A 25198-nucleotide genomic window follows, 5' to 3' on the forward strand; every position below is an offset into this window, starting at 1 on the left:
CATTTAAAAAAGCCACGGGAACGTGGCCTGACAGCGCGATCATCGCAGTTGCCGATGCCGCCGGCGAACCGGCGGCATCGACTCCTGCAGCAGGCGTACCCGCTTAGAAGCGGAAGCCCACTTCCGCCTTGATCTGGCGGGGCGTACCGATGATGTCACCGGTCTCGTTGTAGCTGGCCTGCAGCTTGCCGTTGGTCTTGACGTAGTTGTAGGTGGAGAAGTTGTCGAAATCGAACACGTTGATGATGTCCAGGCGAGCGTACAGCTCGGTATCACCCGGCATCTTGAACGTCTTCGTCGCCTGCAGGTCGACCGAGCGGTAGCCGAAGATCTTGCCACCCACCAGGAACTTGCCGTTGGCGTTGGGCACGGCCGCCTGCGGGGTCGGCAGGGTGTAGCCGCTGGCCTGCGGCACGGGGTACCAGTCGTTGACGGCCGTCGGCGTTGCCAGGGTGATCTTGCCGCCGAAGGTGATGCCCCAGAAGCCCGCGTACGAACCGGTCACCACCAGGCGGTGACGGGGAGCGCCGTTGGAACGGATGGTCGGGTAATCGCCGATCAGGCCACGGTCGAAGGCGTACTTCTCGTTGATGTCGCGGTTGTGGCGTGCGGTGGTCCAGGTGTAGGCGATCGAGGTGCCCCAGCCGCTTTCCTTGGTGAACGGCTTCTGCGCCGACAGCAGCACCTGCGTGGCACGGGTCTTGATGCCCTGCTGGCCGATGATCAGGCTGCCGAAGCCCGGCACGTTGCAGCTCCAGGCCTGGCTCAGGCCCGGCTCGGTACCGCCGCACAGGCGCGGATCATCGAAGAACTGGCCGGTCGGGTAACGGTTGCCCAGGGTGAAGGCGAAGCCGTCGTAGCTCAGGGTGCGGGCGATGGTGGCATCGGTCAGCCAGTCACCGATCTGGTTGCTCATGCCCAGGCTGAACTGATCCGAGTACGGCGCCTTCAGCTTGTTGTTCAGCAGGTCGACCTCCAGGCCGGCGTTGCTGGTCGAACCCACCAGCGCCTGCAGGTTGCCGATGCCGTTGAGCAGGTTCGGATTCCAGTCGTAGCAGGCGGCCTGACCGTTGATGCAGGTCCCGGTGGCCGGGTTGCGGAAGTAGATGGTCGGCTGCGGCAGGGCCAGCTTGGTGGTCTCCAGCTGCAGGTTGTCGAACAGGTCGCGGTCGTAGGAACGGCCGGCACCACCGTGGATCACATGCTGCTCGTCGGCGTTGATGTCATACGAGAAGCCCAGGCGCGGCTGCCAGGCATCCTTGAATGCCTTGCGGTTGTGACCGTTGCTGATGTAGTCGCTGATGTCCAGGCCGCCCAGCGCCAGCGAATCGGCGTAGGTCTGACCGGCGGGTGCGCGCGGATCCTGCGAATAGATGGCATCGACCACCTGCTGCGGGGTCACGAAGTCCAGGTAGGACGGGGTCTTCTCGTAGTCCCAGCGCAGGCCGATGTTCAGCTGCAGGTGGTCATTGACCTGCCAGTCGTCCTGGATGAACACGCCGTACTGCTTGGACTTGGAGCGTACTTCGCCGGACACGCCCGACACGCCGGTCACCGGCTTGACGAACTGCGCCTTGTACGGAATGGAATCCGGGAAGTCCGGATCACCCAGGGTGTAGGTGAAGGTCGGGTTGATCTGCGCCGCATCGGAAGCGTACAGGTCGATCTGCTTGTACTTCACGCCCATCTTGATGGTGTGGTCGCCAGCCCACTGGATGCCATCCAGGGTCAGGTTGTCTTCGATCGACCAGCCCTTCTGGCCCTTCACCTGCGAGTCCAGTGCCGAGGCGCCACCGATCTTCACGATCGTGCGGTCTTCAGGACCGTCCGGCGCGGTGTAGGTGATGCCGTTGGCCAGGGTCAGCGGGGTCGGGTTGTTGAACGAATCTTCGTGGGTGACCATCAATTCGTTGTAGTAGCGCTCGCCGCTGTGGTTCCAGCGCAGCGCGTAACGACGGTCGGTATTGACCACTTCACGGCCGGCTTCCGGCGAGGTCTGGCCACTGAACTGCGACTGCGTTTCGTCGCGGTCCTGGAAGGTCAGCTCGATGCGATCGTTGTCGGTCGGCTCGAAGTCGATCTTGCCGAAGATCAGGTCCTGCTGGAACGGCTGGCTGGCCGGGCCGAGACCGGCGGCGCCGGCGGGCGGCAGCAGACCGGCGGCACCGGTGACCGCACCGTCCGGTGCGATGGTGACCGGCAGGTCGAAGCGCTTGGCTTCGTAGGTCACGAAGAAGTGGGCCTTGTCCTGGATGATCGGGCCGCCCAGCGCGAAGCCGTATTCCTTCTCGGCCGACACCTGCTTGTCCTTGCCGCCCTGGCGTTCGGCCGGGGTCTTGGCACGCATGTCCTCGTCGGTGTAGCGATAGAACGCCTCACCCTTGAATTCGTTGGTGCCGGACTTGGTCGCGGCGGTCACCGCAGCGCTCGAGACCTGGCCGTACTCGGCCTTGTAGTTGCCGCTGATGACCTTGTATTCGCCAATGGCCAGCTGCGGGAAGGGGTTGCCGGCGCTGCCGGACTGGCCGGCCACACCGCCGCCCTTGACGTAGCTCTTCTGGCCCACGCCATCGATGTACACGTTGGTGCCATCGGCATTGGTGGCGCCGCCGCGCAGCGAGGTGTTGCCCTTCGCATCACGGGTGAAGATCAGGCCCGGCACCGCATCGGCGAACTCCAGGAAGTTGCGCGACACCTGCGGAGTGGTCTGGATCTGCTGCAGGCTGACGGTCTTGCCGACTTCGGACGTGCGCACTTCCTGCAGCAGGGTCGGCGCGACGACGTTGACGGTGTCCAGGTTGGTGGCCGCGGTTGAACCCGGGGTACTGCTGGCAGCGCCAGCGAAGTTCAGGGTGGCGGTGGAGGCCACGGTCACGGTGACCTTCTGGGTCTGGCCGTTGGCCACCACGTCGTAGGTGCCCGGGTCCAGGCCCATCAGCGAGTAGCTGCCGTCGGCGCGGACGGTGCCGCGGCGCACGGTGCCGGTCGCAACGTTGGTGGCGGTGACCTCCGAACCGGCCTGTGCGCCGGCAACCTGGCCGCGCAGGCTGGCGTTGGCCGACTGCGCCAGGGCGTTCGGGGCGGCGGCCAGCATCAGGCAGCTGACCAGTGCGGTGCTCAGCAGCCGGCGCGCCGGCGTGCGGATAGTGGAATGCATCATCAACTCAATCTCCGGGTGGTGGCGACCGCGTGTGCGGTCCCCTGCGATCAATCAAAAAAGAAGGAACGCCTCCGGCTTCAACGGCCGGATGGCGGAGTGGTGGAATCGCGAACAACGAGACGGGGTACCAGGGTCTGCTTGTCCCCGGCCCCTTCCGTGGAGGTGCCGTCCATCAACTGCATCAGGCGCGTCATCGCCCGATCGCCGAGCTCGGCGATGCTGACCTGCATGGTGGTCAGCGACGGGTGAACGAAACGTGCCAGCGGAATGTCATCAAAACCCGCCAGGGCGACATCGGACGGAACATGGACGCCTGCCTGCGCGAAGGCGTACAGGCAGCCAAGTGCCATCATGTCGTTGGCGGCGAACACGGCATCGGGCAGCGTGCCGGCTGCCAACAACTCCTGACCGGCGCGATGGCCGGAAGCTTCGTCGAAATCACCGGGCAGCTCGATGCCTTCGGCGCTGCCGCCGGCAGCCGCCAGCGCGTCACGGAAGCCGCGCAGGCGCTCGCGCGCGTCGAAGTTGAGGTCCGGGCCAGAAATGAACGCGATGCGCCGGTGACCGGCATCGAGCAGATGACGGGTCATCGCCATTGCGCCCGCGTGGTCGTCGATGCTCAACACCGGATGATCCTGCCCAGGCAGGTAGGTGTTGATCAGTACGGTGGGCAGCGACTGCGGCAAGTTGTCGGTCAGGAAGCCGGGGCTCTCCGCATAGGGCGAGAGCACCAGCAGGCCATCGACACGCCCGCGCATGGCGCGCAGGGCAGCACCCTGCTGCTCCTGGTCGCCGTGGTAGCTGGACACCAGCAGATGCTGGCGGCGACTGCGGGCAACGCCGTCGATGCCGCGCATCAGCTCGGAGAAGAACTCGCCGTACAGGTCCGGCAGCACCACGCCGACCGTGTTGGTACGGCGGCTGCTCAGGCTGCGGGCGGCGGCGTGCGGGGTGTAACGCAGCCGTGCGGCCACCTCCAGCACAAGCTGGCGGACCGGTTCGGCGACATTTTCATGCCCGTTGAGCGCGCGGGAAACCGTGGCCACGGAGACCCGGGCTTCACGTGCGACATCCTTGATTGTAATGGCTGCCTTGTTCACGAAGCCGCCCTCCACGGCTTGGACCTACCAGCATTGGCGCGGAATGTAAGCGTTTCCATCTGGGCTTGTAAACTGTCCGTTAGACGAATGTCCTGAAATGGACATGGAAATCTGTCCCTGACGGTCCACGCACGGACCGGCAATGACAGTGCGGGACAAGGGCTCAGCCCTGTTCTGACGGTGCCAGCGCGCGGATGGACAGCGCGTGGATGTCGGTCTCCATCATCGCGCCCAACGCCGCGTATACCGCGCGGTGGCGGGCCAGCGGGCCGAGGCCGGTAAAGCGCTCGCTGACCACATGCACGTTGAAATGGCCACGGCCATCGCGCGCGCCAGCGTGGCCGGCATGACGATGACTGTCGTCCTCGATCTCGAGCACGCTCGGGGCCAGCGCCTGCTGCAGCGCATCACGGATTCGCTCGATCCGGTCCGCGTTCACGGCAGCACCTGGCGGAAGGGCCGCACCTGCAGCCTTACGTAGACACCTGCGGCCACATAGGGGTCCGCATTGGCCCAGGCCTGCGCCTCCGGCAGCGACCCGAAGCGGGCGATCACCACCGAACCACTGAACCCCGCCGGGCCTGGATCTTCGCTGTCGATCGCCGGACAAGGGCCGGCCAGCAGCAGTCTCCCTTCATCACGCAGCGCGTGCAGCCGCGCCAGGTGTTCCGGCCGGGCCTGCAGCCGTTGCGTCAGCACGTCCTGGCCGTCATAGCCTTCAATCACATACCACACCGGCATTTCCTCGCTCGCGTTGTCGGGTCCGCCGATTCTAGCCAAAGCCCCCTCGCCCTGGCCGCAGCTGGACACTGGCGCGGCAAAGGCTTACCCTAGAGTCCATTGCACGTGGCTGGATGCAGCAACCCGTCGGTTTTTGCGGCCAACGCAGCCCCCGACGACCGACCTGCCGCTTCCGGGCAGGCCACGTAGACGACCTCCCCGTAGTCCCGTCGCTGCCGTCTCCTGCGGCGCGTCCTGCTGTTTGATATGTGTGGAATCGCGCCGAGACAGGCGCGCCTGGTGCCTTGGGGCCCGCGGTGCACGCGCGGCGCCGGGTGCCGCGACTGGTCCGTTGCAATCCTGATGTCCATTAGATGACTTCCGAACTCGCGCTCGACGCGAACCCGCCAACCCGGCCGCCCGCCCCCCAGCAGCAGGAAATGCCGCTGGCCGTCGTGCATGGGCAACCGGTCCTGCAGATCCCGCAGGACCTGTACATCCCGCCGGACGCACTGGAAGTCATCCTGGATGCCTTCGAAGGTCCGCTGGACCTGCTGCTGTACCTGATCCGCCGGCAGAACCTGGACGTGCTGGACATCCCCGTGGCCGAGATCACCCGGCAGTACGTGGAGTACATCACCGTGATGCGCGAGCTGCGCTTCGAACTGGCGGCCGAGTATCTGGTGATGGCAGCGATCCTGGCCGAGGTGAAGTCGCGCATGCTGCTGCCGCGCCCGGTCAGCGACGAAGGCGATGAAGCCGATCCGCGCGCCGAACTGGTGCGCCGGCTGCAGGAGTACGAACGTTTCAAGCAGGCGGCGGAGGACATCGATGCCCTGCCCCGCCAGGACCGGGACACCACGGTGGCCCATGCCTTCATGCCCGAACGCGCCACGGTGAAACTGCCGCCGCCGGTGGACCTGAAGGAGATGCTGCTGGCACTGCACGATGTGCTCAAGCGCGCCGAGCTGTTCAGCGGCCACGCGATCAAGCGCGAGGCGCTGAGCGTGAGGCAGCGCATGGGCGAAGTGCTCGGCCGCATGGAAGACGGCAGGTTCTACCGTTTTGAAAGCCTGTTCACTGCTGAAGAAGGCAAGCTGGGCGTGCTGGTCACCTTCCTGGCCGTGCTGGAACTGGCCAAGGAGCAACTGCTGGACATCGTCCAGGAGGAACCGCTGGCGGCGATCTACGTGAAGTCGCTGGCGGCCGGCAACACCAATGCCCCGCTGCAGTTCAGCAGCGAGTTCGACGACAACGACGCCGCCAACGAGAACGAGTGAGCGCTGCCTGCCGATGGATCAACCGCTGATCAACCGCATTGTCGAAGGTGCCCTGCTGGCCTCCAGCCAGCCGCTGACCCTGGCCCAGCTGAAGGACCTGTTCCCGGAGGAGGAACCAGCACCGCCGGGCAGCATCGAACGTGCGCTGGAGCACCTGCGCGAAGGCTGCGAAGGCCGCGGCGTGGAACTGGTCGAGGTCGCCTCCGGCTTCCGCTACCAGGTCACCGGCGAGGTGCATGGCTGGATCAGCCGGCTGTGGACCGAACGCAAGACCCGCTACACCCGTGCCACCCTGGAAACGCTGGCGCTGATCGCCTACCGGCAACCGATCACCCGCGGCGAGATCGAGCAGGTGCGCGGCGTCGCTGTCAGCAGCAACATCATCCAGGCACTGGAAGAACGCGAATGGATCCGCGTCGTCGGCCACCGCGACGTGCCCGGCAAGCCGGCACTGTTCGGCACCACCAAGGGCTTCCTGGATTACTTCGGCCTCAAGCGCCTGGATGAGCTGCCGCCGCTGTCGGAGTTGAAGGACCTGGGCGAGCTGGAACCACAGCTGGCCCTGGACCGCGATGCACCGGCTGCCGCCAGCGCCGACGGCCCCGACGTTTCGGCCGAGCCGGACGGGGCCGCCAATGATGATGCCGGCCTGGCCGGTGGCAACACCCCGCATTCCGCCGACGCAGTCCCTGCGGCGGCCACCGATGAGCAAGCACCTTCGCCCCTCGATGATGGGCACCCCGATTCCGCGCCGGGCGAGCGCGCGGTGCCAGTGAACGAACGCGAAGACAACGCCGTCGCGACGACGACCGTGGCTGTTGACCAAGCCGATTCCGAACCAGAGGCCGACCTCGAAACCGTCGGCCGGAGCAAAACTGATGAGTGACACCCCTCGCAAGCTGTCGTTGAACAAGCTCTCGCTCAAGCGCGAAGCCACCTCCGAACAGTTCAAGTTGGAAGAACGCCTGCACAAGGTCCTGGCCCAGGCTGGCCTTGGCTCGCGCCGCGCGCTGGAACAGCGCATCGCCGAAGGCCTGGTCAAGGTCAACGGTGAAGTTGCGCAGACCGGCATGTCGGTCAAGAGCGGCGACAAGATCGAACTGGACGGCCGCGGCTTCGTCGCCACGGCGCTGTCCGAACCCTCGCGCGTGCTGGTCTACAACAAGCCGGAAGGCGAAGTGACCACCCGCGAAGACCCCGAAGGCCGTCCGACCGTGTTCGAATCGCTGCCGCCGCTGAAGGGCGCGCGCTGGATCGCGATCGGTCGCCTCGACATCAACACCACCGGCCTGCTGCTGGCGACCACCGACGGTGAACTGGCCAACGCGATGATGCACCCGTCCTTCGAGGTCGAGCGCGAGTACGTGGTCCGCGTGCGTGCACCGGAAGGCCAGGAAAAGGTGGCCGATGCCATCGTCGACCGCCTTGCCCGTGGCGTCGCGCTGGAAGACGGCCCGGCCAAGTTCGACGAGATCGAACGCATCGGCGGTACCGATTCGCACGACTGGTTCCGCGTCGTGGTCAAGGAAGGCCGCAACCGCGAAGTGCGCCGCCTGTGGGAATCGCAGGGCTGCCAGGTCAGTCGCCTCAAGCGCACCCGCTACGGCCGGGTCAGCCTGCCGCGCGAACTGGCCCGTGGCCAGTCGGTCGAGCTGCCGAGCGCCCAGGTCGAAGCGCTGCGTGCTGAACTGAAGCTGGAAGAAGGCGCTCCGTCGGCCCTCACCCTGCAGCCGGTGATCGGCCAGCGCCGCGCCGCCAAGACCACCGTGCGCGTGCGTGAAGGTGGCCGTGGCAACGCCTACGTCAATGGCCACAGCACGGCCGACGAAGGGCGCGAACTGCGCCGTTTCGACACCCTGCGCGAAGACCGTGGCCGTGGACGCAACGGCAAGGGGGGCGGCTTCAAGGGCGGCCTCACGGTCAGCGGCGAGGCCGCGGCCAAGCAGTCGCAGAAGCCGTTCAAGCAGCGCAAGCCGAAGAATGACCGTTCGCTGCCGGAAGGCAATCCGGCTGCGTTCCGCACCTGGTACGTGCCCGATGGCGTCAGCACCGGCCCGAGCGGCCACCGCAACGCCGGTCCGGGCGCGCGTGGTCCGGGCGGCGGCCAGGGCCGTCCTTATGGCAAGCCGAAGGGTCCGGGCGCCGCAGGCGGCCAGGGTCGCGGCGGCGCCGGTGGTCAGGGCCGTCCCGGCGCGGGCAACCGCAGCCAGGGCGCGCAGGGCAACAAGCATCCGTACGGGCATCCGGGCAACGCCCCGAGCTTCCCGTCCGACCACGCCAACCCGGGCTTCAATCCGTATGGCAGCCCGAAGCCGGCGCAGGGTGCCCGTCCGGGCGGCCGCGGTCCCGGCGGCGGCAACCGTGGCCCGGGTGGCCCCGGTGGCAATCGCGGCCCCGGCGGTCCGGGGGGCAACCGCGGTGCGGGCGGCCCCGGCGGCAATCGTGGCCCGGGTGGCCCTCGTCGCGGCGGCCCGCGCGGCGGCTGATCGGCAGCACGCCTGACATGAAAAACCCCGGCATTGGCCGGGGTTTTTCGTTATCGGGTGCCGCCGCGACGGGAACCGGTCAACGCCGGCTGATGGTGAAGGCCGTGCCGTCCACACCCAGGTCCCAGCCCTTGCCGGTACCGGACAGCGCCAGCGAGATGTCGCCCTTGGTCATCACCTGCGCATTGCTGGATTTCACCGCACCGGCATGAGCCCCCACCGACGCGTAGGTACCGAGCAGTTCATCCACGCTGACGGCGCCGGTGAAGCTGCCGCGCCCGTCGGTGATCTTCGATTTGCCAACGGTCAGGCCACCGCCCTTCATCTGGATGCGCACCGGCAGACTGGCACCGTTGCTGCAGCTGACGGTGCCGGTGCCCGAGGCCGTCTTGTAGATCAGCGACCAGCCGGACAGGTTGTAGCGCAGGTGGCAGTCGAGGTTGCCACCGGCATGCGCGGCCGGAGCCAGGGAGGTGGCGGCCAGCGCCAGCAGCAGGGCAAGGGACTTGTTCATCGGCAGGACTTCCACAGCGTTCGGACTGCCGGCGAATCTAGCAGCGCGCGCGTGCAGGGTGAATGCAGGCGCGCACGGTGATGCGGGCAGCGTTCAGCCCTTCGTTCAGGCCTGCACGTCCAGATGGAAAGCATCGGCATCGAGCATCGCCGGGAAGCGCGCACGGTGCAGCGCCAGCGCGTCGGCCGAAATGGTGGTGGTCACCACCTGCTCGCGCTCGCGGATCTCCACCTGCGGCTGGCCAAGGAAATCCAGCACGGCGCTGTCGCCGGCATAGTGCAGCTGGTTGCCGTCCACGCCGACACGGTTGACCGCAGCGACGAAGCACAGGTTCTCGATCGCACGTGCGCGAAGCAGCGTCTTCCACGCGTAGGCACGCGCCGAGGGCCAGTTGGCAACGAAGATCTGCAGATCGAAATCCAGCTGTTCGGGCCGTTCCACGTTGTAGCGGTTGCGGCAGAACACCGGGAACCGCAGGTCGTAGCAGACCTGCGGATTGATGCGCCAGCCCTTCCATTCCACGCAGAGGCGGTCGCGGCCGGCGGCATAGCGCTCGTGCTCGCCGCCATAGCGGAACAGGTGGCGCTTGTCGTAGTACTGCAGTCCACCGTCGGGGGTCGCGAACAGCAGCCGGTTGTACACGCCCGCGCCGTCGCGCAGCTGCACGCTGCCGACCACCGCCGCGTTCAAGGCCCTGGCCTGTTCACGCACCCAGGCGACGGTGGGTCCATCCATGCCTTCAGCCTGGGCAATGGCCTCGTTGGAGAAGCCACTGGTGAAGGTCTCCGGCAGGATCACCAGATCGGTGGTGCCGGCGAGCGGCGCCAGCAGCGCGCCATAGTAGGCGCGGTTGCCGGCCGGGTCATGCCAGCGGGTGTCGCCCTGGACGAGGGAAATGCGCAGATCCTGCATGGTCGTCACTCCGCTCACAGCAGGCGCAGGCGTTCGATCGCCGCGTCCAGGGTCGCCTCGTTCTTGGCGAAGCACAGCCGTACCAGGCGCTGGCCGGTCGGTGCGGTTTCGTAGAACGGCGACAGCGGGATGGCGGTGACGCCCTTCTCGATGGTCAGCCACTTCACGAACTCATGGTCGGGCAGATCGCTGATGGCCGAGTAATCGACCAGCTGGAAGTAGCCGCCCGGCACCGGCAGCGGCCTCAGCCGCGTACCGGCCAGCTGCTCGCGGAAGCGATCACGCTTGGCCTGGTAGAACGCGCCCAGTTCCAGGTGGTGCTCCGGTTCGTCGCGGATCATCGCGGCAAAGCCATACTGGGCCGGGCCGAAGCTGGTGAAGGTGTTGTACTGGTGCACCTTGCGGAATTCCGCGGTCAGCAGCGGCGGCGCCACCGCATAACCGATCTTCCAGCCGGTGCAGTGGTAGGTCTTGCCGAAGCTGGAGATGACGAAGGTCCGCTCGCGCAGTTCCGGGTAGCGCAGCACCGATTCGTGGCGGCGGCCATCGTAGATGATGTGCTCGTACACCTCATCGGAAATCAGGTAGATCTGCGTGCCACGCAGCACGTCGGCCAGCGCCTGCATGTCGGCCTCGTCCAGCATCGCACCGGAGGGGTTGTGCGGGGTGTTGACCATCAGCATGCGGGTGCGCGGCGTGATGGCCGCACGCACGCGGTCCCAGTCCACGGCGAACGTCTGCGGGTCCAGCGGCACGTGCACGGCGGTTGCGCCGGCCAGCTCGATGGCCGGCTCGTAGCAGTCATATGCGGGGTCCAGCACGATCACCTCCTCGCCGGCACGCACCACGGCGTGGATGGCGTTGAAGATGGCCTCGGTCGCGCCGCTGGTGACGGTGATTTCGGTGTCCGGGTCGACCTGGGCGCCATACAGGTCCAGTGACTTCTGCGCGATGGCCTGGCGCAGCGGCGCCACACCGGTCATCGGCGGATACTGGTTCAGGCCGGCCGCCATCGCCCTGGCGGTTTCGTCGATCAGGCGCTGCGGCGCGGAAAAATCCGGAAACCCCTGGCCCAGATTGACTGCACCGTGCTCGGCAGCGAGCTGGGACATGACGGTGAAGATGGTGGTACCGACCTTGGGCAGCTTGGTGGTGGGTTGCATCGGCCTGGGCTAATGGGAACAAGGGCTGGAAGTGTACGAAATCCGGACCCGGCCTGCGGCGCGGGCCGGTCGTGACGGGTCATGCCGGGCAGCTGTTTGCACATGCCCTTTCAGCGGGATACCGCGCTTGACGCTCGCCGGGCGTGGCCCGGCGCTACCGGGCGGATTTCATCGCTACAATTGCCGCCGCACTCCGGCATGAAGATCCCTGCCCCTTGGACACCCCTGCATTGCTGGCCGCCAGCGGCCTGAGCTTCTCGCGCAATGACGCGCCCGTGTTCGGCCCGCTGGACTTCCACGTGGATGCTGGCGAGGCGCTGCTCGTGCAGGGCGGCAACGGTGCCGGCAAGACCACCCTGCTGCGCGTGCTCGCCGGCCTTGCGCGACCCGGCGCCGGCCAGGTGCGGATCGACGGCAGGCCCGCCAGCAACGCCGAACGGGCGCGCTACGTCGCCTATCTCAGCCATCTTCCCGCGCTGAAGCCGGACCTGGACACACTGGAGAACCTGCACTTCCTGTGCGGCCTGCACGGGCGCCGGGCGCGGCAGATGCCGGGCAATGCACTGGCCATCGTCGGCCTGGCCGGGTATGAGGACACCCTGGTGAGGCACCTGTCGGCCGGACAGAAGCGGCGGCTGGCGCTGGCCCGCATCTGGCTCTCGCCCGCCCCGCTGTGGCTGCTCGACGAGCCCTACGCCAACCTCGACCTGGAGGGCATCACCCTGGTCAACCGGATGATTTCGGCGCACCTGCGCGCAGGTGGCGCCGCCCTGGTCACCACCCATGGGGCCTACGCCGCACCACCGGTGCGTACCCGCCAGCTCGACCTCGGCGGTGCCGCATGATCGCCCCAGGTACCGAACCGGGCCTGTGGCAGACCGCGCGGGCCCTGGTCAGGCGTGACCTGCGCCTGCTCTGGCGCCGCCGCGGCGATGCGTTGCAGCCGCTGCTGTTCGCCCTGCTGGTGGTGGTGCTGTTCGCACTGGCACAGGGACGCGATCCACAGCCGCTGGCGGCGACCGCGGGTGCGGTGCTGTGGCTGGCGGTGCTGCTGGCCGGGCAGCTTGCGCTGGATTCGCTGTTCCGCTCCGACGCCGAGGATGGCTCGCTGGAGCAATGGCTGCTGGCACCGGTGCCACTGGCGTGGCTGGTGCTGGTGCGGGTGCTGCTGCACTGGGCCACCACGGCCCTGCCACTGATCGTACTGAGCCCGCTGCTGGCGGAAATGCTGCATCTGCCGCATGACCAGCTGCCGATGTTGCTGGCATCGTTGCTGCTGGGAACACCGTTGCTGAGCCTGATCGGTGGTGTGGTCGCTGCACTGACCGTGGGCATCCGGCGCTCTGGTATTCTCGTGGCGTTGCTGTCGTTGCCGTTGTACGTACCGGTGCTGGTCTTCGGTGCAGGCAGCCTGGCTGCAGCCAGCCGTGGACAGGATCCGGTCGGCGCGCTGCTGATGCTGGGTGCCGGCCTGCTGGTGGCACTGGTGCTGGCACCGCTGGCGACTGCCGCTGCGATTCGTATTTCTCTGAGTTGATCGAGCTGAGAGCCAATCCACCCCTGCTGGATAGCCGTCACGCATGAATCCGATTGTCCGCTGGTTCCACCAACTCGGTTCTCCGCCCACGTTCGATCGTTTCGCCGCCCGCTGGTCGCGGGTGTTCTACCTCGCGGCCGTGCCGGTCCTGCTTGTCGGAATCTGGCAGGCATTGCTGGTGGTGCCGCCGGAAGCCCGGCAGCTGGACAGTTTCCGCATCCTGTACATCCATGTGCCCAGCGCCTGGATGAGCCTGTTCGTATTCGCGCTGATGGCGCTGTACGCCGCCATTGCCCTGATCTGGCGGATCAAGGTCTGCGAGATCCTGGCCATGGCGTGCGCGCCGATGGGCGCAGGGTTCACGCTGATCACCCTGCTCACCGGCAGCATCTGGGGCAAGGGCACGTGGGGGACCTGGTGGGACTGGGACCCGCGCATGACCAGCGAACTGGTGCTGCTGTTCCTGTATCTGGGCGTGATCGGCCTGTACCACGCCATCGAGGATCGCCGCAGTGCCGCCCGTGCGGCCGGCCTGCTGGCCATCGTCGGCGTCAGCCTGCTGCCGGTGATCCGCTATTCCGTGGACTGGTGGGGTGGGTTGCACCAGCGCCAGTCGATCAACGTGTTCGGTGAATCGGCCATCGACAGTGCCATGATCGCCCCGCTGTGGTGGATGGTGATCGGTACCAAGTTCTGGTTCGCCGGTTCGGTGCTGGCCAAGGCGCGCGCCGACAATCTCGACCGCGAGGCCGGCAAGGCCTGGGTCGGTGGCCGCATCGACGCCGCGCAGGCTGCTGCGGAGAACCCGCAATGAGCCACCTGCCCTACGTGATCGGTGCGTACGCGGTGTTCGTGCTGGTGCTCTGCGCCGACGCGCTCGGCTCCTGGCTGCGCCTGCGCGCCGCCCGGCGCATGGCACAGGCCCGGCAGCAGCGGCAGCAGGCACGTGCCAGCGCCCAGGATGTCCCACCGTCGCTGTCCACGGAGCTGGAACGATGACACCGGTCCAACGCCGCCGCCTGGCCTGGGTCCTGCTGGCCCTGCTCGCTTCCGGCCTGGCCACCGCGCTGGTGGCGATGGCACTGGAGCGCAACATTGCTTACCTGTACACGCCCTCCGAAGTGCTGCGTGGCGACGTCGAGCCGCAATCTCGGTTCCGCCTCGGCGGCATGGTGGTGAAGGGTTCCTTCAACCGCCCGCCCGGCTCGCTGGAAGCCCACTTCCTGGTCACCGATGGCGATGCCCAGCTGGCGGTGACGACCTCGCGCATCCTGCCGGACATGTTCGCCGAAGGCACGGCCGTGGTCGCCAGCGGCCGCCTGCAGGAGGGCGCGCTGCAGAACGCCGTGTTCGTCGCCGACGAAGTGCTGGCCAAGCACGACGAGCAGTACGTGCCGAAGGAAGTGGCCGACAAGATGGGCCAGGCCCATCTCAAGCACGACGTGCCGGTGACGGCACCCGAGGTCCGCTGAGTGCTGCCCGAACTGGGTCAGATCCTGCTGCTGTGCGCACTGCTGGCGTCGCTGCTGCTGGCCGGCCTGCCGCTGGCCGGCGCCCATCGCGGCAACGCGGCGTGGATGGCGGTGGCACAGCCGGCCGCTTACGCGCAGCTGCTGCTGGTGGCCGGTGCATTCGCGGTGCTGACCGCCACCTTCGTGCAGCAGGACTTCTCGGTGCGCTACGTGGCCGAGAACTCCAACTCGCTGCTGCCCCTCATCTACCGCTACTCGGCGGTGTGGGGCGCGCACGAAGGCTCGCTGCTGATGTGGGCGCTGGTGCTGGCGCTGTGGACCGGCGCGGTCGCGCTGTTCTCACGGCACCTGCCCCGGCACGTGCAGGCGCGCGTGCTGGCGGTGATGGGCATCGTCAGCGCGGGCTTCCTCGCCTTCCTGATCTTCACCTCCAACCCGTTCCTGCGTTTGAACCCGGCCCCGCTGGAGGGCCGTGACCTCAATCCGCTGCTGCAGGATCCGGGGCTGATCATCCACCCGCCGATGCTGTACCTGGGCTATGTGGGTTTCGCGGTGCCGTTCGCCTTCGCCGTGGCCGCGCTGCTGGAGGGACGCGTGGACGCACGCTGGCTGCGCTGGACGCGGCCATGGACCAATGTCGCCTGGGCGTTCCTGACCCTGGGCATCGCCCTGGGCAGCTGGTGGGCCTACTACGAACTGGGCTGGGGCGGCTGGTGGTTCTGGGATCCGGTCGAGAACGCCAGCTTCATGCCATGGCTGGTCGGCGCCGCACTGATCCACTCGCAGGCGGTGACCGAGAAGCGCGGCACCTTCGGCAGCTGGACCCTGCTGCTGGCGATCGCCGCATTCGCGCTGTCGCTGCTGGGCACGTTCCTGGTGCGCTCCGGCGTGCTGACCAGCGTGCACTCGTTCGCCGCCGATCCTTCGCGGGGCCTGTTCATCCTCGTGTTCCTGTCACTGCTGGTGGGTGGAAGCCTGCTGCTGTACGCGCTGCGCGCGGGCCAGCTGAGCATCGACGCCGATGATGCCCGCCGCGGCTTCACCGCAACCTCGCGCGAAACGCTGCTGCTGGCCAACAACCTGCTGCTGGCCACCGCCTGCGCGATGGTCCTGCTCGGCACGCTGTACCCGCTGCTGGCCGATGCGCTGGCGCTGGGCAAGATTTCGGTCGGCCCACCCTACTTCGGCAGCCTGTTCCTGCTGTTGATGGCGCCGTTGGTGCTGCTGCTGCCCTTCGGCCCGCTGGTGAAATGGCAGCGCGACCAGCCTTCGCGCGCGATGGCCCTGCTCGCCCCCTGGTTCGGTCTGGCGGTACTGCTCGGTGCGCTGGCCTGGTGGCAGGCGCCGCAGAACGGATGGAAAGCCGGCATCGGCGTCGCCGCGGCGGCCTGGGTCGCGCTGGGCACCGCCCGCTTCGTCTGGCAGCGGTTGCGTGGCAATGGCCGCTTTACTGCCGAAATGCTCGGCATGATCGTTGCCCATGCCGGCGTCGCCGTGTTTCTGGCGGGCGCGTTGCTGGTGGAAGCGCTGAACGTGCAGCGCGAAGTGGCGCTGGCACCGGGCCAGCAGATCGTGGTCGGCGGTCACGAAGTGCGCTTCGAAGGCGTGGATCACCGCGAGGGCCCCAACTTCATTGCCGACCGCGGTCATCTGCGGGTGTTCCGCGACGGCCGCGAACTGGCCCTGCTGCATCCGGAGAAGCGGCAGTACGCCAGCGGTGGCCAGGTGATGACCGAGGCCGGCATCGATGCGCGCATCGGCGGTGATGTCTACGTGGCATTGGGTGAGCCGCTGGGCAACAATGCATGGGCGGTCCGCGTCCACATCAAACCGTTCGTGCGCTGGATCTGGCTGGGCGCGCTGCTGATGGCCCTGGGTGGATTCATCACCGCCGCTGACCGCCGCTTCCGTCGTCCGTAGGAGTTTCCATGTCCGAGTCCCCCGCCCCGCGCCCCTCCCGCCCGCTGCCGCCGGTCGCCATCGTTATCGGCGTGCTGTTCTTCTTCGGCCTGCTCGGGTTGATGATCTACGGCGTGATGAAGTCGGGCGACCCGCAGCGCGACGTGCTGCCTTCGGCCCTCATCGACAAGCCCGCCCCCGCCTTCGCGCTGCCGGTGCTGCACGATCCGCAGATGATCGTGCGCAGCGAAGAACTGCGCGGTGCGCCCTATCTGCTGAACGTCTGGGGCAGCTGGTGCGCGGCCTGCCGCGAGGAACACCCGGTACTGACCCGTTTCGCCGAGAGCAAGCGCGTGCGCGTGATCGGCTACAACTGGAAAGACGACCCCACCGATGCCCTGCACTGGCTGGAACAGCTGGGCAATCCGTTCATGGTCGTGCTCAGCGACATCGAAGGCCGTACCGCGATCGACTGGGGCGTAACGGCCGCGCCGGAGACCTTCCTCGTCGACGGCAGCGGCATCGTGCGCTGGAAGTACAGCGGAGCGATGACGCAGAAGGTGGTCGACGAGAAGCTGATCCCGGCGCTGGAGAAGATCGAGAAGGCTCAGAACGATGCGGCCGGTTCGCAGCGCGTTGCTCCGTAGCGGCCTGCGCGGGCTGCTGGTACTGCTGCTGGCCGGGTCGTTGCCCGGCCTGGCGCAGCAACCACTGCATGACCCAAAGCCGCTGCAGTTCCGTGATGCAGCGGAGGAGCGTCGTTTCCACGACCTCGCCGCGCAGCTGCGCTGCGTGCAGTGCCAGAACCAGTCGCTGGCCGATTCCAACGCCCAGATCGCCCAGGACCTGCGCCGGGAGGTACTGCAGCTGATGCAGCAGGGCCATGACGATACGCAGATCAAGCGCTTCCTCGTCGCCCGCTATGGCGACTTCGTGCTTTACCAGCCCCCACTGCAGCCGGGCACCTGGTTGCTGTGGGGTGGTCCGCTGCTGGTACTGGGCGCCGGCGCGCTGGTGGTGGTGGGCATCGTCCGCCGTCGTGCCCGTACCGTGGCCGCCGCACCGCCGACATCGGCCGACGTGGGAGAGGACTGGTGAACGATTGGCTGCTTTTCGCGGCTGCCGCCAGCGCTGCGCTCACTGCGCTGCTGGTGTTGTGGCCGCTGCGGCGGCAAGGCCGCACCGGCTTCCTCGTCGCCGTGGCTGCCGTGGGCATCGCCGGCGCCTGCCTGTACCAGCTGGTGGGGAACCCGCAGGCGGCACGGGTGCAGCCGGCGCCATCGGTGGCGACCCTGCGCGAGGGCGTGCAGGCCCTGCAGGGCGCGCTGCAGCGCGATCCACAACGTGCCGATGGCTGGGCCCTGCTCGGCCGGTCGCAGAGCGAACTGGGCAACGCCGCCGCGGCTGCCGAAGCCTTCGCGCGCGCGGTAGCACTGGCACCGGACGACCCGGGCGTGCTGGTGGAGGCGGCGCAGGCGCGCGCCCAGGCCGATGCCGGAAAGCAGTTCGACGACACCGCCGTATCGTGGCTGCAGCGGGCGCGCACGCTGGCGCCCGATGCCGAACGGGCCAGCTGGCTGCTCGGCATCGCCCTGCGCCAGCGCGGCCGCAACAGCGAAGCCGCCGATGTCTGGAGCGGCCTGCTGCCGCACCTGGAACCGGGTGCCGCGCAGGCGCTGCAGGCACAGATCGCCATTGCCCGCGAAGCGGCCGCACAGGCACATGAGCCAGCCCCGGCGACCTCGCCTGCACTGCTGCAGGTGCGTGTGCAGCTGCCCGTCTCCGTGCAGCATGCGCAATGGCCGGCGGGCGCGCAGATCTTCGTGCTGGCGCGTGCGGTCGGCGGCCCGCCGATGCCGGTCGCGGTGCGCAAGCTGCCTCTGGCTGGTTTTCCCGGCACGGTCGGACTTGGCGACGGCGACAGTCCGATGCCCACCGCGCCCCTGTCAGCGCATCGCGAGGTGGAAGTGCTGGCGCGGATCTCGCGCAGTGGCAGTGCCAATCGCGGCGACGGTGACCTGCAGAGCCTCCCGGTAAAGGTGACCCTGCCGCATGAGGGCGTGGTGGAACTGCGGTTTCCGTAACACCGCACCGCTGCGCTCGCCGGGCACGGCCCGGCGCTACCTGCGCGCTTGCCATCGGTAGCGCCGGGCCATGCCCCACAGAGGGTTGGCGTGCGACATTCGCCCGCTGATGGAAACCAGCGTGTCGCCAGCTCCACATGCCGCCCCGCTAGAATGCCCGCATGACCGAATTCATTCCGCCCGGCACCCGCTTCCATGCCCTGCCTTCGCCCTTCCCGTTCAAGCGCGGCGGCGCCCTGCACGGTGCGCGCGTGGCCTACGAGACCTGGGGCACGCTGGCTGCCGATGGGGGCAACGCGATCCTGATCGTCACCGGCCTGTCGCCGGACGCGCATGCCGCCGGCAACGCAGGCAATCCCGCACCGGGCTGGTGGGAGGCGATGCTCGGGCCGGGCAAGCCGATCGATACCGACCGCTGGTTCGTGGTCTGCGTGAACTCGCTGGGCAGCTGCAAGGGCTCGACAGGACCGGCATCGATCAATCCGGCGACCGGCGAACCGTACCGGCTCGGCTTCCCCGAACTGTCGATCGAAGACGGCGCACGCGCCGCCGTCGAGGTGGTGCGTGCGCTGGGTATCGAACGGCTGGCCTGCGTGATCGGCAACTCGATGGGCGGCATGACCGCGCTGGCGGTGCTGATGCTGCATCCGGGAATCGCGCGCAGCCACATCAACATTTCCGGCAGTGCGCAGGCGCTGCCGTTCTCCATCGCGATCCGATCGCTGCAGCGGGAGGCGATCCGTCTCGATCCACGCTGGAACAGTGGCCACTACGACGATAACCACTACCCGGAATCCGGCATGCGCATGGCGCGCAAGCTGGGGGTGATCACCTACCGCTCGGCGCTGGAATGGGACGGCCGCTTCGGTCGCGTGCGCCTGGATTCGGACCAGGCCGACGACGATCCGTTCGGCCTGGAGTTCCAGGTCGAAAGTTATCTCGAAGGCCACGCACGCCGCTTCGTGCGCTTCTTCGATCCGAACTGCTATCTGTACCTGAGCCGCTCGATGGACTGGTTCGACCTGGCCGAGTATGCCGATGGCGATGTCATGGCCGGACTGGCCAGGATCCGTGTGGACAAGGCGCTGGCCATCGGTGCCAACACCGACATCCTGTTCCCGGTGCAGCAGCAGCAGCAGGTGGCCGACGGCCTGCGCGCCGGTGGCGCCGATGCACGCTTCATCGGACTGGACTCGCCGCAGGGCCATGATGCCTTCCTGGTCGATTTCGATCGGTTCGGCCCGGCTGTTCGCAGCTTCCTCGACACGCTCTAGTGGGATGGCGGCGTCATCTCGCGCTGGCCGCCTTCGGCGCGCTGATCGCACTGACGATCAGCGGCGTTCTGCCCCTGTGGCTGGGCGGCTGGTGCCTGCTGGCCAGTGCCGTGTCGTTTGGCCTGTATGGCCATGACAAGCGCGCCGCACAACGCAACCACCGGCGCATTCCGGAACGGACACTCCAGCTGCTGGCCTTCGCCGGCGGCTGGCCCGGCGCATTGCTGGGCCAGGCGACGTTCCGCCACAAGCATCGCAAAGCCGCATTCCAGTGGGTGTTCGGGTTGTGCGTGCTGGCCAATGTGGCCTCGATCGCCGTGATGCTGCGCGAATTTTCCTGATGAGGCGCGCCGCTCACGCCTCGCGGATCAGCACGCCATCGCGCAACCGGTACTGCGCGTCGACCACGCCATCGGGCAGGTCGTCATGGGTGATCATCAACAGGCTGCGACCGTCCAGCAGGCCGGCCAGATCCTGCAGCAGCGCATGGGCCGTGTCCACGTCCAGGCCTTCGGTCGGTTCGTCCAGCAACAGGATCGGCGCGTTGCGCAACAGCGCGCGGGCCAGCGCCAGGCGTCGCGCCTGACCCGCGGACATCGTCGCACCGTTCTCGCCAACCCAGGCCAGCAGGCCACCATTGCGCTCGGCCCACTCGCCCAGCCGCACCCTGTGCAACACCGCCCACAGTGCAGCATCGTCGGCATCAGGATCCCCCAGGCGCAGGTTCTCCGCCACGCTGCCGGCGAACACCGGGGCGTTCTGCGGCAGCCAGGCCAGCTGCCGATGCCAATCGGCCTGGGCGAAATCACGCAGGTCCCGCCCGCCATAGGTCAGCCGGCCCTGCTGCGGATCCCACAGGCGCAGCAGCAGGCTGGACAACGTGGTCTTGCCGCAGCCACTGTCGCCACGGATGGCGATGCGCTCGCCGGGCGCCAACGTCAGCTGCAGCCCGCGCAGCACCGGGCGTACCGCCCCCGACCACTGGAAGTGGACGTCATCCCAGTGCACGCGTGCGTGCACCGGAACCGGCTGCGGTGCCAGCGGTTCGTCCACGGCCGGCGGCTGCTCGACGATGGACTGCAGGCGATCGGCCGAGATGCGACCGGACTGCAACGACTGCCATGCCAGGCCCATCCCCGCCCACAGCTCGATCAGCGCCACCGTCAGGAACACCAGTCCGGCTGCCATTTCAGCGGCGATGCGCTGTTGCTCGGCCGCATGCAGGGCCAGTGCCAGCATGGCGACCAGGCCAAGTCCGGCCACGCTGCCGTGCAGTGTCGACGCGGCGATCAGGCGCCAGCGGCGACGGCGATCACGCGCGGCCAACTGCTTGGCGGCCACCCGCACCTTCAGCTGCCACGCCGCATCGGCATGCAGCGCCGCCAGATCACCCGCGCCTTCCAGTCCTTCAAACGCGGCAGTGCGCAGCGCGGCTCGATGCGCGGCGCGATCCGCTTCCTCGCCATCGCGGCCACGCACGCCCAGCCACGGCACACCGAAGGCAATCAGCGCGGCCAGCACCGCCAGCAGCACCGCTGCGGACGGCAGGATCATCGCCGCCGACAGCACGGCCACCATCGACAGGGCACCCAGCGCGACCAGCGGGCCCAGCGCGCGGACCAGCAGGCCGTCCACTTCACCGATATCACCGAGCAGGCGCGCGAGCAGCTCGCCGGTGCGGGTGGCACCCAGCCGCGCGGGCGCCAGTGGCAGGGCGCGCCGGAAGAACCATACCCGCAGGTCGCGGGCGATGCGCAACGTGGCATCGTGGCCAACCAGCTTCTCGAAATAGCGGGAAACGATGCGTGCCATGGTCAGGCCACGGATGCCGGCCGAAGGCGAAAAGAAGTTGAAGCCCTGGCCGAGACCGGCGGCACCGGCCAGCGCCGCTGCGGTGAGGAAGCCACCGGACAGGCCAAGCAGGGCGGTGCCTGCCAGCATCGTGGTCCACAGCAGCAGCATGGTCAGCAGCAGACGCGGCCGCTGCTGCAGGAACACCGCACGCAGCGTGTCGGGCGAGCGGCTCATGCGTGCACCGCCTGCGCCGGCTCGACGAGACGTCCTTCCGGCAGCAGCAGGCAGCGATCAGCCCAGGCGATCACGGCCGGGCTGTGGGTGGCAACCACCACGCTGCGACCGCGCGCGTAGGCGGCAAGACTGCGCAGCAGCGCGGCCTCGGTATCTGCATCGAGGAAGGCGGTCGGCTCATCCAGCAACAGCACCTGCGGATCGCGCAGCAGCAGGCGGGCCAGGCCGATGCGTCGTGCCTCGCCCCCGGACAGGCCGAAGCCGCGTTCACCGATGATCGTGTCCAGCCCCTGCGGCAGCCCCTGCGCGAACGTGAGCACCTGCGCTGCCTCGGCCACCGCGCGCAATCGTGCATCACTGGCGCCAGGATCGGCCAGCCGCAGGTTGTCGGCGATGCTGCCGTGGAACAGATAGGGGCGCTGGCTGGCATAGGCCACCTGCACGCCGGGGCGCAGCATCAGCCTGCCCGCGCGCGGCGGCAGCCAGCCGGCCAGCGCCTCCAACAGCGTGCTCTTGCCGCTGCCGCTGGCACCTACCAGTGCCAGCCGCTGGCCTGGTTCCAGCAGCACATCCACGCCCTGCAGCACATCCTGCGACGCGCCCAGCGGGCGCAGCACCAGGCCCTGTGCCTGCAGCGGCGGCAGTGCGGCCTCGGCCGGCTCCACTGCCAGCGGCACGACCTCGTTCTCGATCAGTCCCTGCTCATCCGGCAACGACTGCAGCAGGCGCTCCACTTCGGCTGCCGCGGCCAGCGCGTTGGCACGATCGTGATAATGCGCGGCCAGCCGTCGCAGCGGCGCGTAGAATTCCGGTGCCAGCAGCAGGCAGAACAGGCCTGCGCCCAACGTCGGCACGGCCGCATGCAGCGACATCATGCCCAGATAGCTCAAGCCCAGGTACAGCGCAACCATCGCCACGCTGACGGAAGCGAAGAACTCCAGCACCGTGGACGACAGGAACGCGATCCGCAGCACTTTCATCGTGCGCAGCCGCACGCCCTCGGCAGCGGCTTCTATTCCCGCCAGCTCGGCCTCGCCCCGTCCGTACACGCGCAGCAGGCCCAGGCCCTTGATGCGGTCGGCGAAATGGCCGCTCATGCGCGCCAGCTCACCCAGCTGCGCGCGACCTGCCGCTTCGGCGCCCCACCCCACCAGCATCATGAAGAACGGCACCAGCGGCGCCGTGAACAGCAGGATCAGCGCCACCACCCAATCCACCCAGGCTACCGCGGCCAGGATCAGCACGGGCACCACCACCACTTCAGTGCGCACCGGCAGGAAACCGCTGTAATAATTCTCGATCGCATCACCGTGATGCAGCAGCAGCTCGCCCAGCTCGCCGGTGCGGCGCTGCCGCAGCCACAGCGGCCCGTGGCCGAGCAGGCGCGCGAACACGCGCTCGCGTAGGGCCAGGCGGGCAGTGTCGGCAACATCGCCGGCGGCAGCTTGGGTCGCGCTGCCCAATGCCGTGCGCAGCAACAGGATCAGCGCCAGTGCGGCCAGCACCGGCAGGCCCGAGGACAGCGGCGCCTGCTCCACCAGAACCTGCTGCACCAGCCAGGCGATGGCGGCGGCCTGGCCGATCAGCAGCGCGCCGGACAGGCTGATGCATACGGCCGCCAGGCGCTGGCGGCCCCGTGCCCCCCGCGCAAGGTCGGCCAGCCACGCGGTGCGGGCACGCCGCTGCCGGTTCGTCTCGGCTTCCGGCGAAAGGACGGTCGGTTCGGCAGCGCTCAAAGGGTCTTCACAGGGAGTGGAGGATGGATGGCATTGTAGGCACAGGCAACAGCCTCCCCCTGCGGCCAGGGGTCGCAGTTTTCACAGGGCCCGCATACGATCTCTTCGCGTACCTGTTCATACATTGATCTGGATCAAGGCTGTCTGAAGTAGTCGGTCACATCATTCACGTCGTAGACCACCCTTCCCGCCACCTGCAACGGCACTATCCAACGAGGTAGCCAGGCCATGATTGATCAGACAGTCGTAGAACTGTCGCGGCTGCAATTCGCGCTGACCGCGATGTACCACTTCCTATTCGTACCACTCACCCTGGGCCTGTCGTTCATGGTCGCCATCATGGAGAGTGTCTACGTGATGACCGGCAAGGAGATCTGGCGCCGGATGACCCTGTTCTGGGGCGTGCTGTTCGGCATCAACTTCGCCATGGGCGTGGCCACCGGCATCGTCATGGAATTCCAGTTCGGCATGAACTGGTCGTACTACAGCCATTATGTGGGTGACATCTTCGGTGCGCCGCTGGCGATCGAAGGGCTGATGGCCTTCTTCCTGGAAGCCACCTTCGTCGGCCTGTTCTTCTTCGGCTGGAACCGCCTGAGCAAGGTCAAGCACCTGACGGTCACCTGGCTGATGGCGCTGGGCACCAACCTGTCGGCGGTGTGGATCCTGATCGCCAACGGCTGGATGCAGAACCCCACCGGCGCGGTGTTCAACCCGGAAACCATGCGCATGGAAGTGGTCGATTTCATGGCCGTGGTGTTCAACCCGGTGGCGCAGGCCAAGTTCGTGCATACCGTCAGCGCCGGCTACGTGACCGGCGCGGTGTTCGTGATGTCGATCAGTGCCCTGTTCCTGCTGCGCAACAAGCACAAGGACCTGGCCCGCCGTTCGTTCGCGGTGGCCGCTGCGTTCGGCCTGCTGTCATCGCTGTCGGTGGTGGTGCTGGGCGATGAGAGTGGCTACGCCGCCAGCGAGCACCAGAAGATGAAGCTGGCCGCGATCGAGGCGATGTGGGAGACCGAGCGTGCCCCGGCGGACTTCACCGCCTTCGGCATTCCCAACCAGCAGACGCACCAGAACGACTATGCGGTGAAGATCCCATACCTGATGGGCCTGATCGCCACCCGTTCACTGGACCAGCCGATCCCGGGCATCCTGGAACTGGTGGAGCGCGCCGAGCACCGCGTACGCGGCGGCCAGCTCGCCTACGGTGCGCTGGAGCGCCTGCGCGCCAACAAGAACGACGTCGAAGCCCGTGAGATGTTCGACCGCCACTGGCAGGATCTGGGCCATGGGCTGCTGCTCAAGCGCTACCGCGAGGACATCCTCAACGCCACCCCCGAACAGATCTCGCAGGCGGCAATGGATACCGTGCCGCGCGTGATGCCGCTGTTCTGGACCTTCCGCGTGATGGCGGGCCTGGGCTTCTATCTGATCGCCTTCTTCGCATTGGCCTTCTACTACTCGTGCCGCAACAACTTCCAGGACAAGCGCTGGTTCCTCACGCTGGCCCTGTGGACGCTGCCGGCACCGTGGATCGCGATCGAATGCGGCTGGTTCGTGGCCGAGTACGGCCGTCAGCCCTGGGCGGTTGATGGCGTGCTGCCGACGTTCTACGCGGCATCGGGCCTGGCCCTGCACCAGATCGTGCTGACCCTGGCCGGCTTCACCGCGATCTACACCGCACTGATCGTGGTCGAGATCAAGCTGATGCTCAAGGCGATCCGCAAGGGTCCGGACGAGGTGCTGCCGTCGCTGCAGTCGCCCCGCCCGCATGCTTCCCACAATGCCGCAGCGCCGGCCGCCGGCCAGGCCTGAGGCAGGAGAAAACCA

24 protein-coding genes are annotated in these 25198 nt (G+C 67.7%); 15 read left to right on the top strand and 9 right to left on the bottom strand.

The window, feature by feature from the left end; all coding sequences use genetic code 11:
* Window positions 1–103 precede the first annotated feature (103 nt).
* The 4 genes from ACVOME_RS05415 to ACVOME_RS05430 form a co-directional block, all read right to left on the bottom strand.
* Window positions 104–3160, bottom strand: coding sequence for a TonB-dependent receptor (locus ACVOME_RS05415; RefSeq protein WP_053516885.1), 3057 nt, complete (start codon window positions 3158–3160; stop codon window positions 104–106).
* 77 nt (window positions 3161–3237) lie between these two features.
* Entirely contained in the window at window positions 3238–4275 is a 1038-nt protein-coding gene (locus ACVOME_RS05420; protein WP_053516884.1) for a LacI family DNA-binding transcriptional regulator, read from the bottom strand.
* A gap of 148 nt (window positions 4276–4423) precedes the next feature.
* Window positions 4424–4699, bottom strand: a complete 276-nt coding sequence (locus ACVOME_RS05425) for a BolA family protein (protein ID WP_065181947.1) — start codon at window positions 4697–4699, stop codon at window positions 4424–4426.
* A complete protein-coding gene (locus ACVOME_RS05430) occupies window positions 4696–4995 on the bottom strand; it encodes a YciI family protein (protein ID WP_065181993.1) in 300 nt (99 codons plus the stop codon). Before ACVOME_RS05430 ends, ACVOME_RS05425 begins: the two co-directional genes overlap by 4 nt.
* A 359-nt stretch (window positions 4996–5354) precedes the next feature.
* Here ACVOME_RS05430 and ACVOME_RS05435 point away from each other — a divergent pair, with 359 nt between their 5' ends.
* From ACVOME_RS05435 to ACVOME_RS05445, 3 genes are read left to right on the top strand one after another with little or no spacing between them, the layout of a single operon-like run.
* Complete coding sequence (locus ACVOME_RS05435) at window positions 5355–6260, top strand: segregation and condensation protein A (protein WP_053516881.1); 906 nt, start codon at window positions 5355–5357, stop codon at window positions 6258–6260.
* 13 nt (window positions 6261–6273) lie between these two features.
* Window positions 6274–7146, top strand: a complete 873-nt coding sequence (gene scpB, locus ACVOME_RS05440; RefSeq protein ID WP_180875560.1) for an SMC-Scp complex subunit ScpB — start codon at window positions 6274–6276, stop codon at window positions 7144–7146.
* Entirely contained in the window at window positions 7139–8746 is a 1608-nt protein-coding gene (locus ACVOME_RS05445) for a pseudouridine synthase (protein WP_065175486.1), read from the top strand. Before scpB ends, ACVOME_RS05445 begins: the two co-directional genes overlap by 8 nt.
* A 79-nt stretch (window positions 8747–8825) precedes the next feature.
* Here ACVOME_RS05445 and ACVOME_RS05450 read toward each other — a convergent pair whose 3' ends face one another.
* The 3 genes from ACVOME_RS05450 to ACVOME_RS05460 form a co-directional block, all read right to left on the bottom strand.
* Window positions 8826–9260: a hypothetical protein gene (locus tag ACVOME_RS05450; protein ID WP_053516878.1), complete on the bottom strand. Its 435-nt coding sequence runs from the start codon at window positions 9258–9260 to the stop codon at window positions 8826–8828.
* Between the two features lie 105 nt (window positions 9261–9365).
* On the bottom strand, window positions 9366–10172 hold the full coding sequence (locus ACVOME_RS05455; protein ID WP_053516876.1) for an amidohydrolase: 807 nt from the start codon (window positions 10170–10172) through the stop codon (window positions 9366–9368).
* 14 nt (window positions 10173–10186) lie between these two features.
* Window positions 10187–11335, bottom strand: a complete 1149-nt coding sequence (locus ACVOME_RS05460; RefSeq protein WP_065181945.1) for a pyridoxal phosphate-dependent aminotransferase — start codon at window positions 11333–11335, stop codon at window positions 10187–10189.
* 143 nt (window positions 11336–11478) lie between these two features.
* On the opposite strand from ACVOME_RS05460, the gene ccmA reads away from it, so the two are divergent.
* The 11 genes from ccmA to ACVOME_RS05515 all read left to right on the top strand — a co-directional run bounded on the left by ccmA (window position 11479) and on the right by ACVOME_RS05515 (window position 19942).
* Window positions 11479–12180, top strand: a complete 702-nt coding sequence (ccmA, locus tag ACVOME_RS05465) for a heme ABC exporter ATP-binding protein CcmA (protein ID WP_428992327.1) — start codon at window positions 11479–11481, stop codon at window positions 12178–12180.
* The gene (ccmB, locus tag ACVOME_RS05470) at window positions 12177–12872 is read left to right on the top strand and encodes a heme exporter protein CcmB (protein WP_053516872.1); all 696 of its coding nucleotides are present in this window, start codon (window positions 12177–12179) and stop codon (window positions 12870–12872) included. The genes ccmA and ccmB overlap by 4 nt, the downstream gene beginning before the upstream one ends.
* 43 nt (window positions 12873–12915) lie before the next feature.
* A complete protein-coding gene (gene ccmC / locus ACVOME_RS05475; protein WP_065181944.1) occupies window positions 12916–13686 on the top strand; it encodes a heme ABC transporter permease CcmC in 771 nt (256 codons plus the stop codon).
* Window positions 13683–13871, top strand: a complete 189-nt coding sequence (gene ccmD, locus ACVOME_RS05480; RefSeq protein ID WP_053516869.1) for a heme exporter protein CcmD — start codon at window positions 13683–13685, stop codon at window positions 13869–13871. The genes ccmC and ccmD overlap by 4 nt, the downstream gene beginning before the upstream one ends.
* Complete coding sequence (gene ccmE, locus ACVOME_RS05485; protein ID WP_111186423.1) at window positions 13868–14344, top strand: cytochrome c maturation protein CcmE; 477 nt, start codon at window positions 13868–13870, stop codon at window positions 14342–14344. The genes ccmD and ccmE overlap by 4 nt, the downstream gene beginning before the upstream one ends.
* Entirely contained in the window at window positions 14345–16264 is a 1920-nt protein-coding gene (locus tag ACVOME_RS05490; protein WP_478053641.1) for a heme lyase CcmF/NrfE family subunit, read from the top strand.
* A gap of 8 nt (window positions 16265–16272) precedes the next feature.
* Window positions 16273–16890 (top strand): DsbE family thiol:disulfide interchange protein, encoded by a 618-nt coding sequence (locus tag ACVOME_RS05495; protein WP_053516864.1) that lies wholly within the window; start codon window positions 16273–16275, stop codon window positions 16888–16890.
* 4 nt (window positions 16891–16894) lie between these two features.
* Window positions 16895–17341 carry a cytochrome c-type biogenesis protein gene (locus tag ACVOME_RS05500; protein WP_053516933.1) on the top strand — a complete coding sequence of 149 codons (447 nt, stop codon included), beginning with the start codon at window positions 16895–16897 and terminating at the stop codon, window positions 17339–17341.
* A complete protein-coding gene (locus ACVOME_RS05505) occupies window positions 17335–18327 on the top strand; it encodes a tetratricopeptide repeat protein (RefSeq protein WP_478053647.1) in 993 nt (330 codons plus the stop codon). Before ACVOME_RS05500 ends, ACVOME_RS05505 begins: the two co-directional genes overlap by 7 nt.
* 161 nt (window positions 18328–18488) lie before the next feature.
* Window positions 18489–19601: a homoserine O-acetyltransferase MetX gene (metX, locus tag ACVOME_RS05510; protein ID WP_197571230.1), complete on the top strand. Its 1113-nt coding sequence runs from the start codon at window positions 18489–18491 to the stop codon at window positions 19599–19601.
* Window positions 19601–19942 (top strand): DUF1294 domain-containing protein, encoded by a 342-nt coding sequence (locus tag ACVOME_RS05515; RefSeq protein ID WP_053520347.1) that lies wholly within the window; start codon window positions 19601–19603, stop codon window positions 19940–19942. The genes metX and ACVOME_RS05515 overlap by 1 nt, the downstream gene beginning before the upstream one ends.
* Before the next feature lie 13 nt (window positions 19943–19955).
* Here ACVOME_RS05515 and cydC read toward each other — a convergent pair whose 3' ends face one another.
* Both cydC and cydD read right to left on the bottom strand, forming a co-directional pair.
* Window positions 19956–21629, bottom strand: coding sequence for a thiol reductant ABC exporter subunit CydC (cydC, locus tag ACVOME_RS05520; RefSeq protein WP_481504814.1), 1674 nt, complete (start codon window positions 21627–21629; stop codon window positions 19956–19958).
* Entirely contained in the window at window positions 21626–23365 is a 1740-nt protein-coding gene (gene cydD, locus ACVOME_RS05525; protein WP_193396141.1) for a thiol reductant ABC exporter subunit CydD, read from the bottom strand. The genes cydC and cydD overlap by 4 nt, the downstream gene beginning before the upstream one ends.
* A gap of 228 nt (window positions 23366–23593) precedes the next feature.
* Between cydD and ACVOME_RS05530 the strand changes: the two genes are divergently transcribed.
* Window positions 23594–25183, top strand: a complete 1590-nt coding sequence (locus ACVOME_RS05530; protein ID WP_053520344.1) for a cytochrome ubiquinol oxidase subunit I — start codon at window positions 23594–23596, stop codon at window positions 25181–25183.
* The last annotated feature ends 15 nt before the right edge of the window (window positions 25184–25198 follow it).

It is taken from the genome of Stenotrophomonas sp. STEN008 (assembly GCF_056760435.1).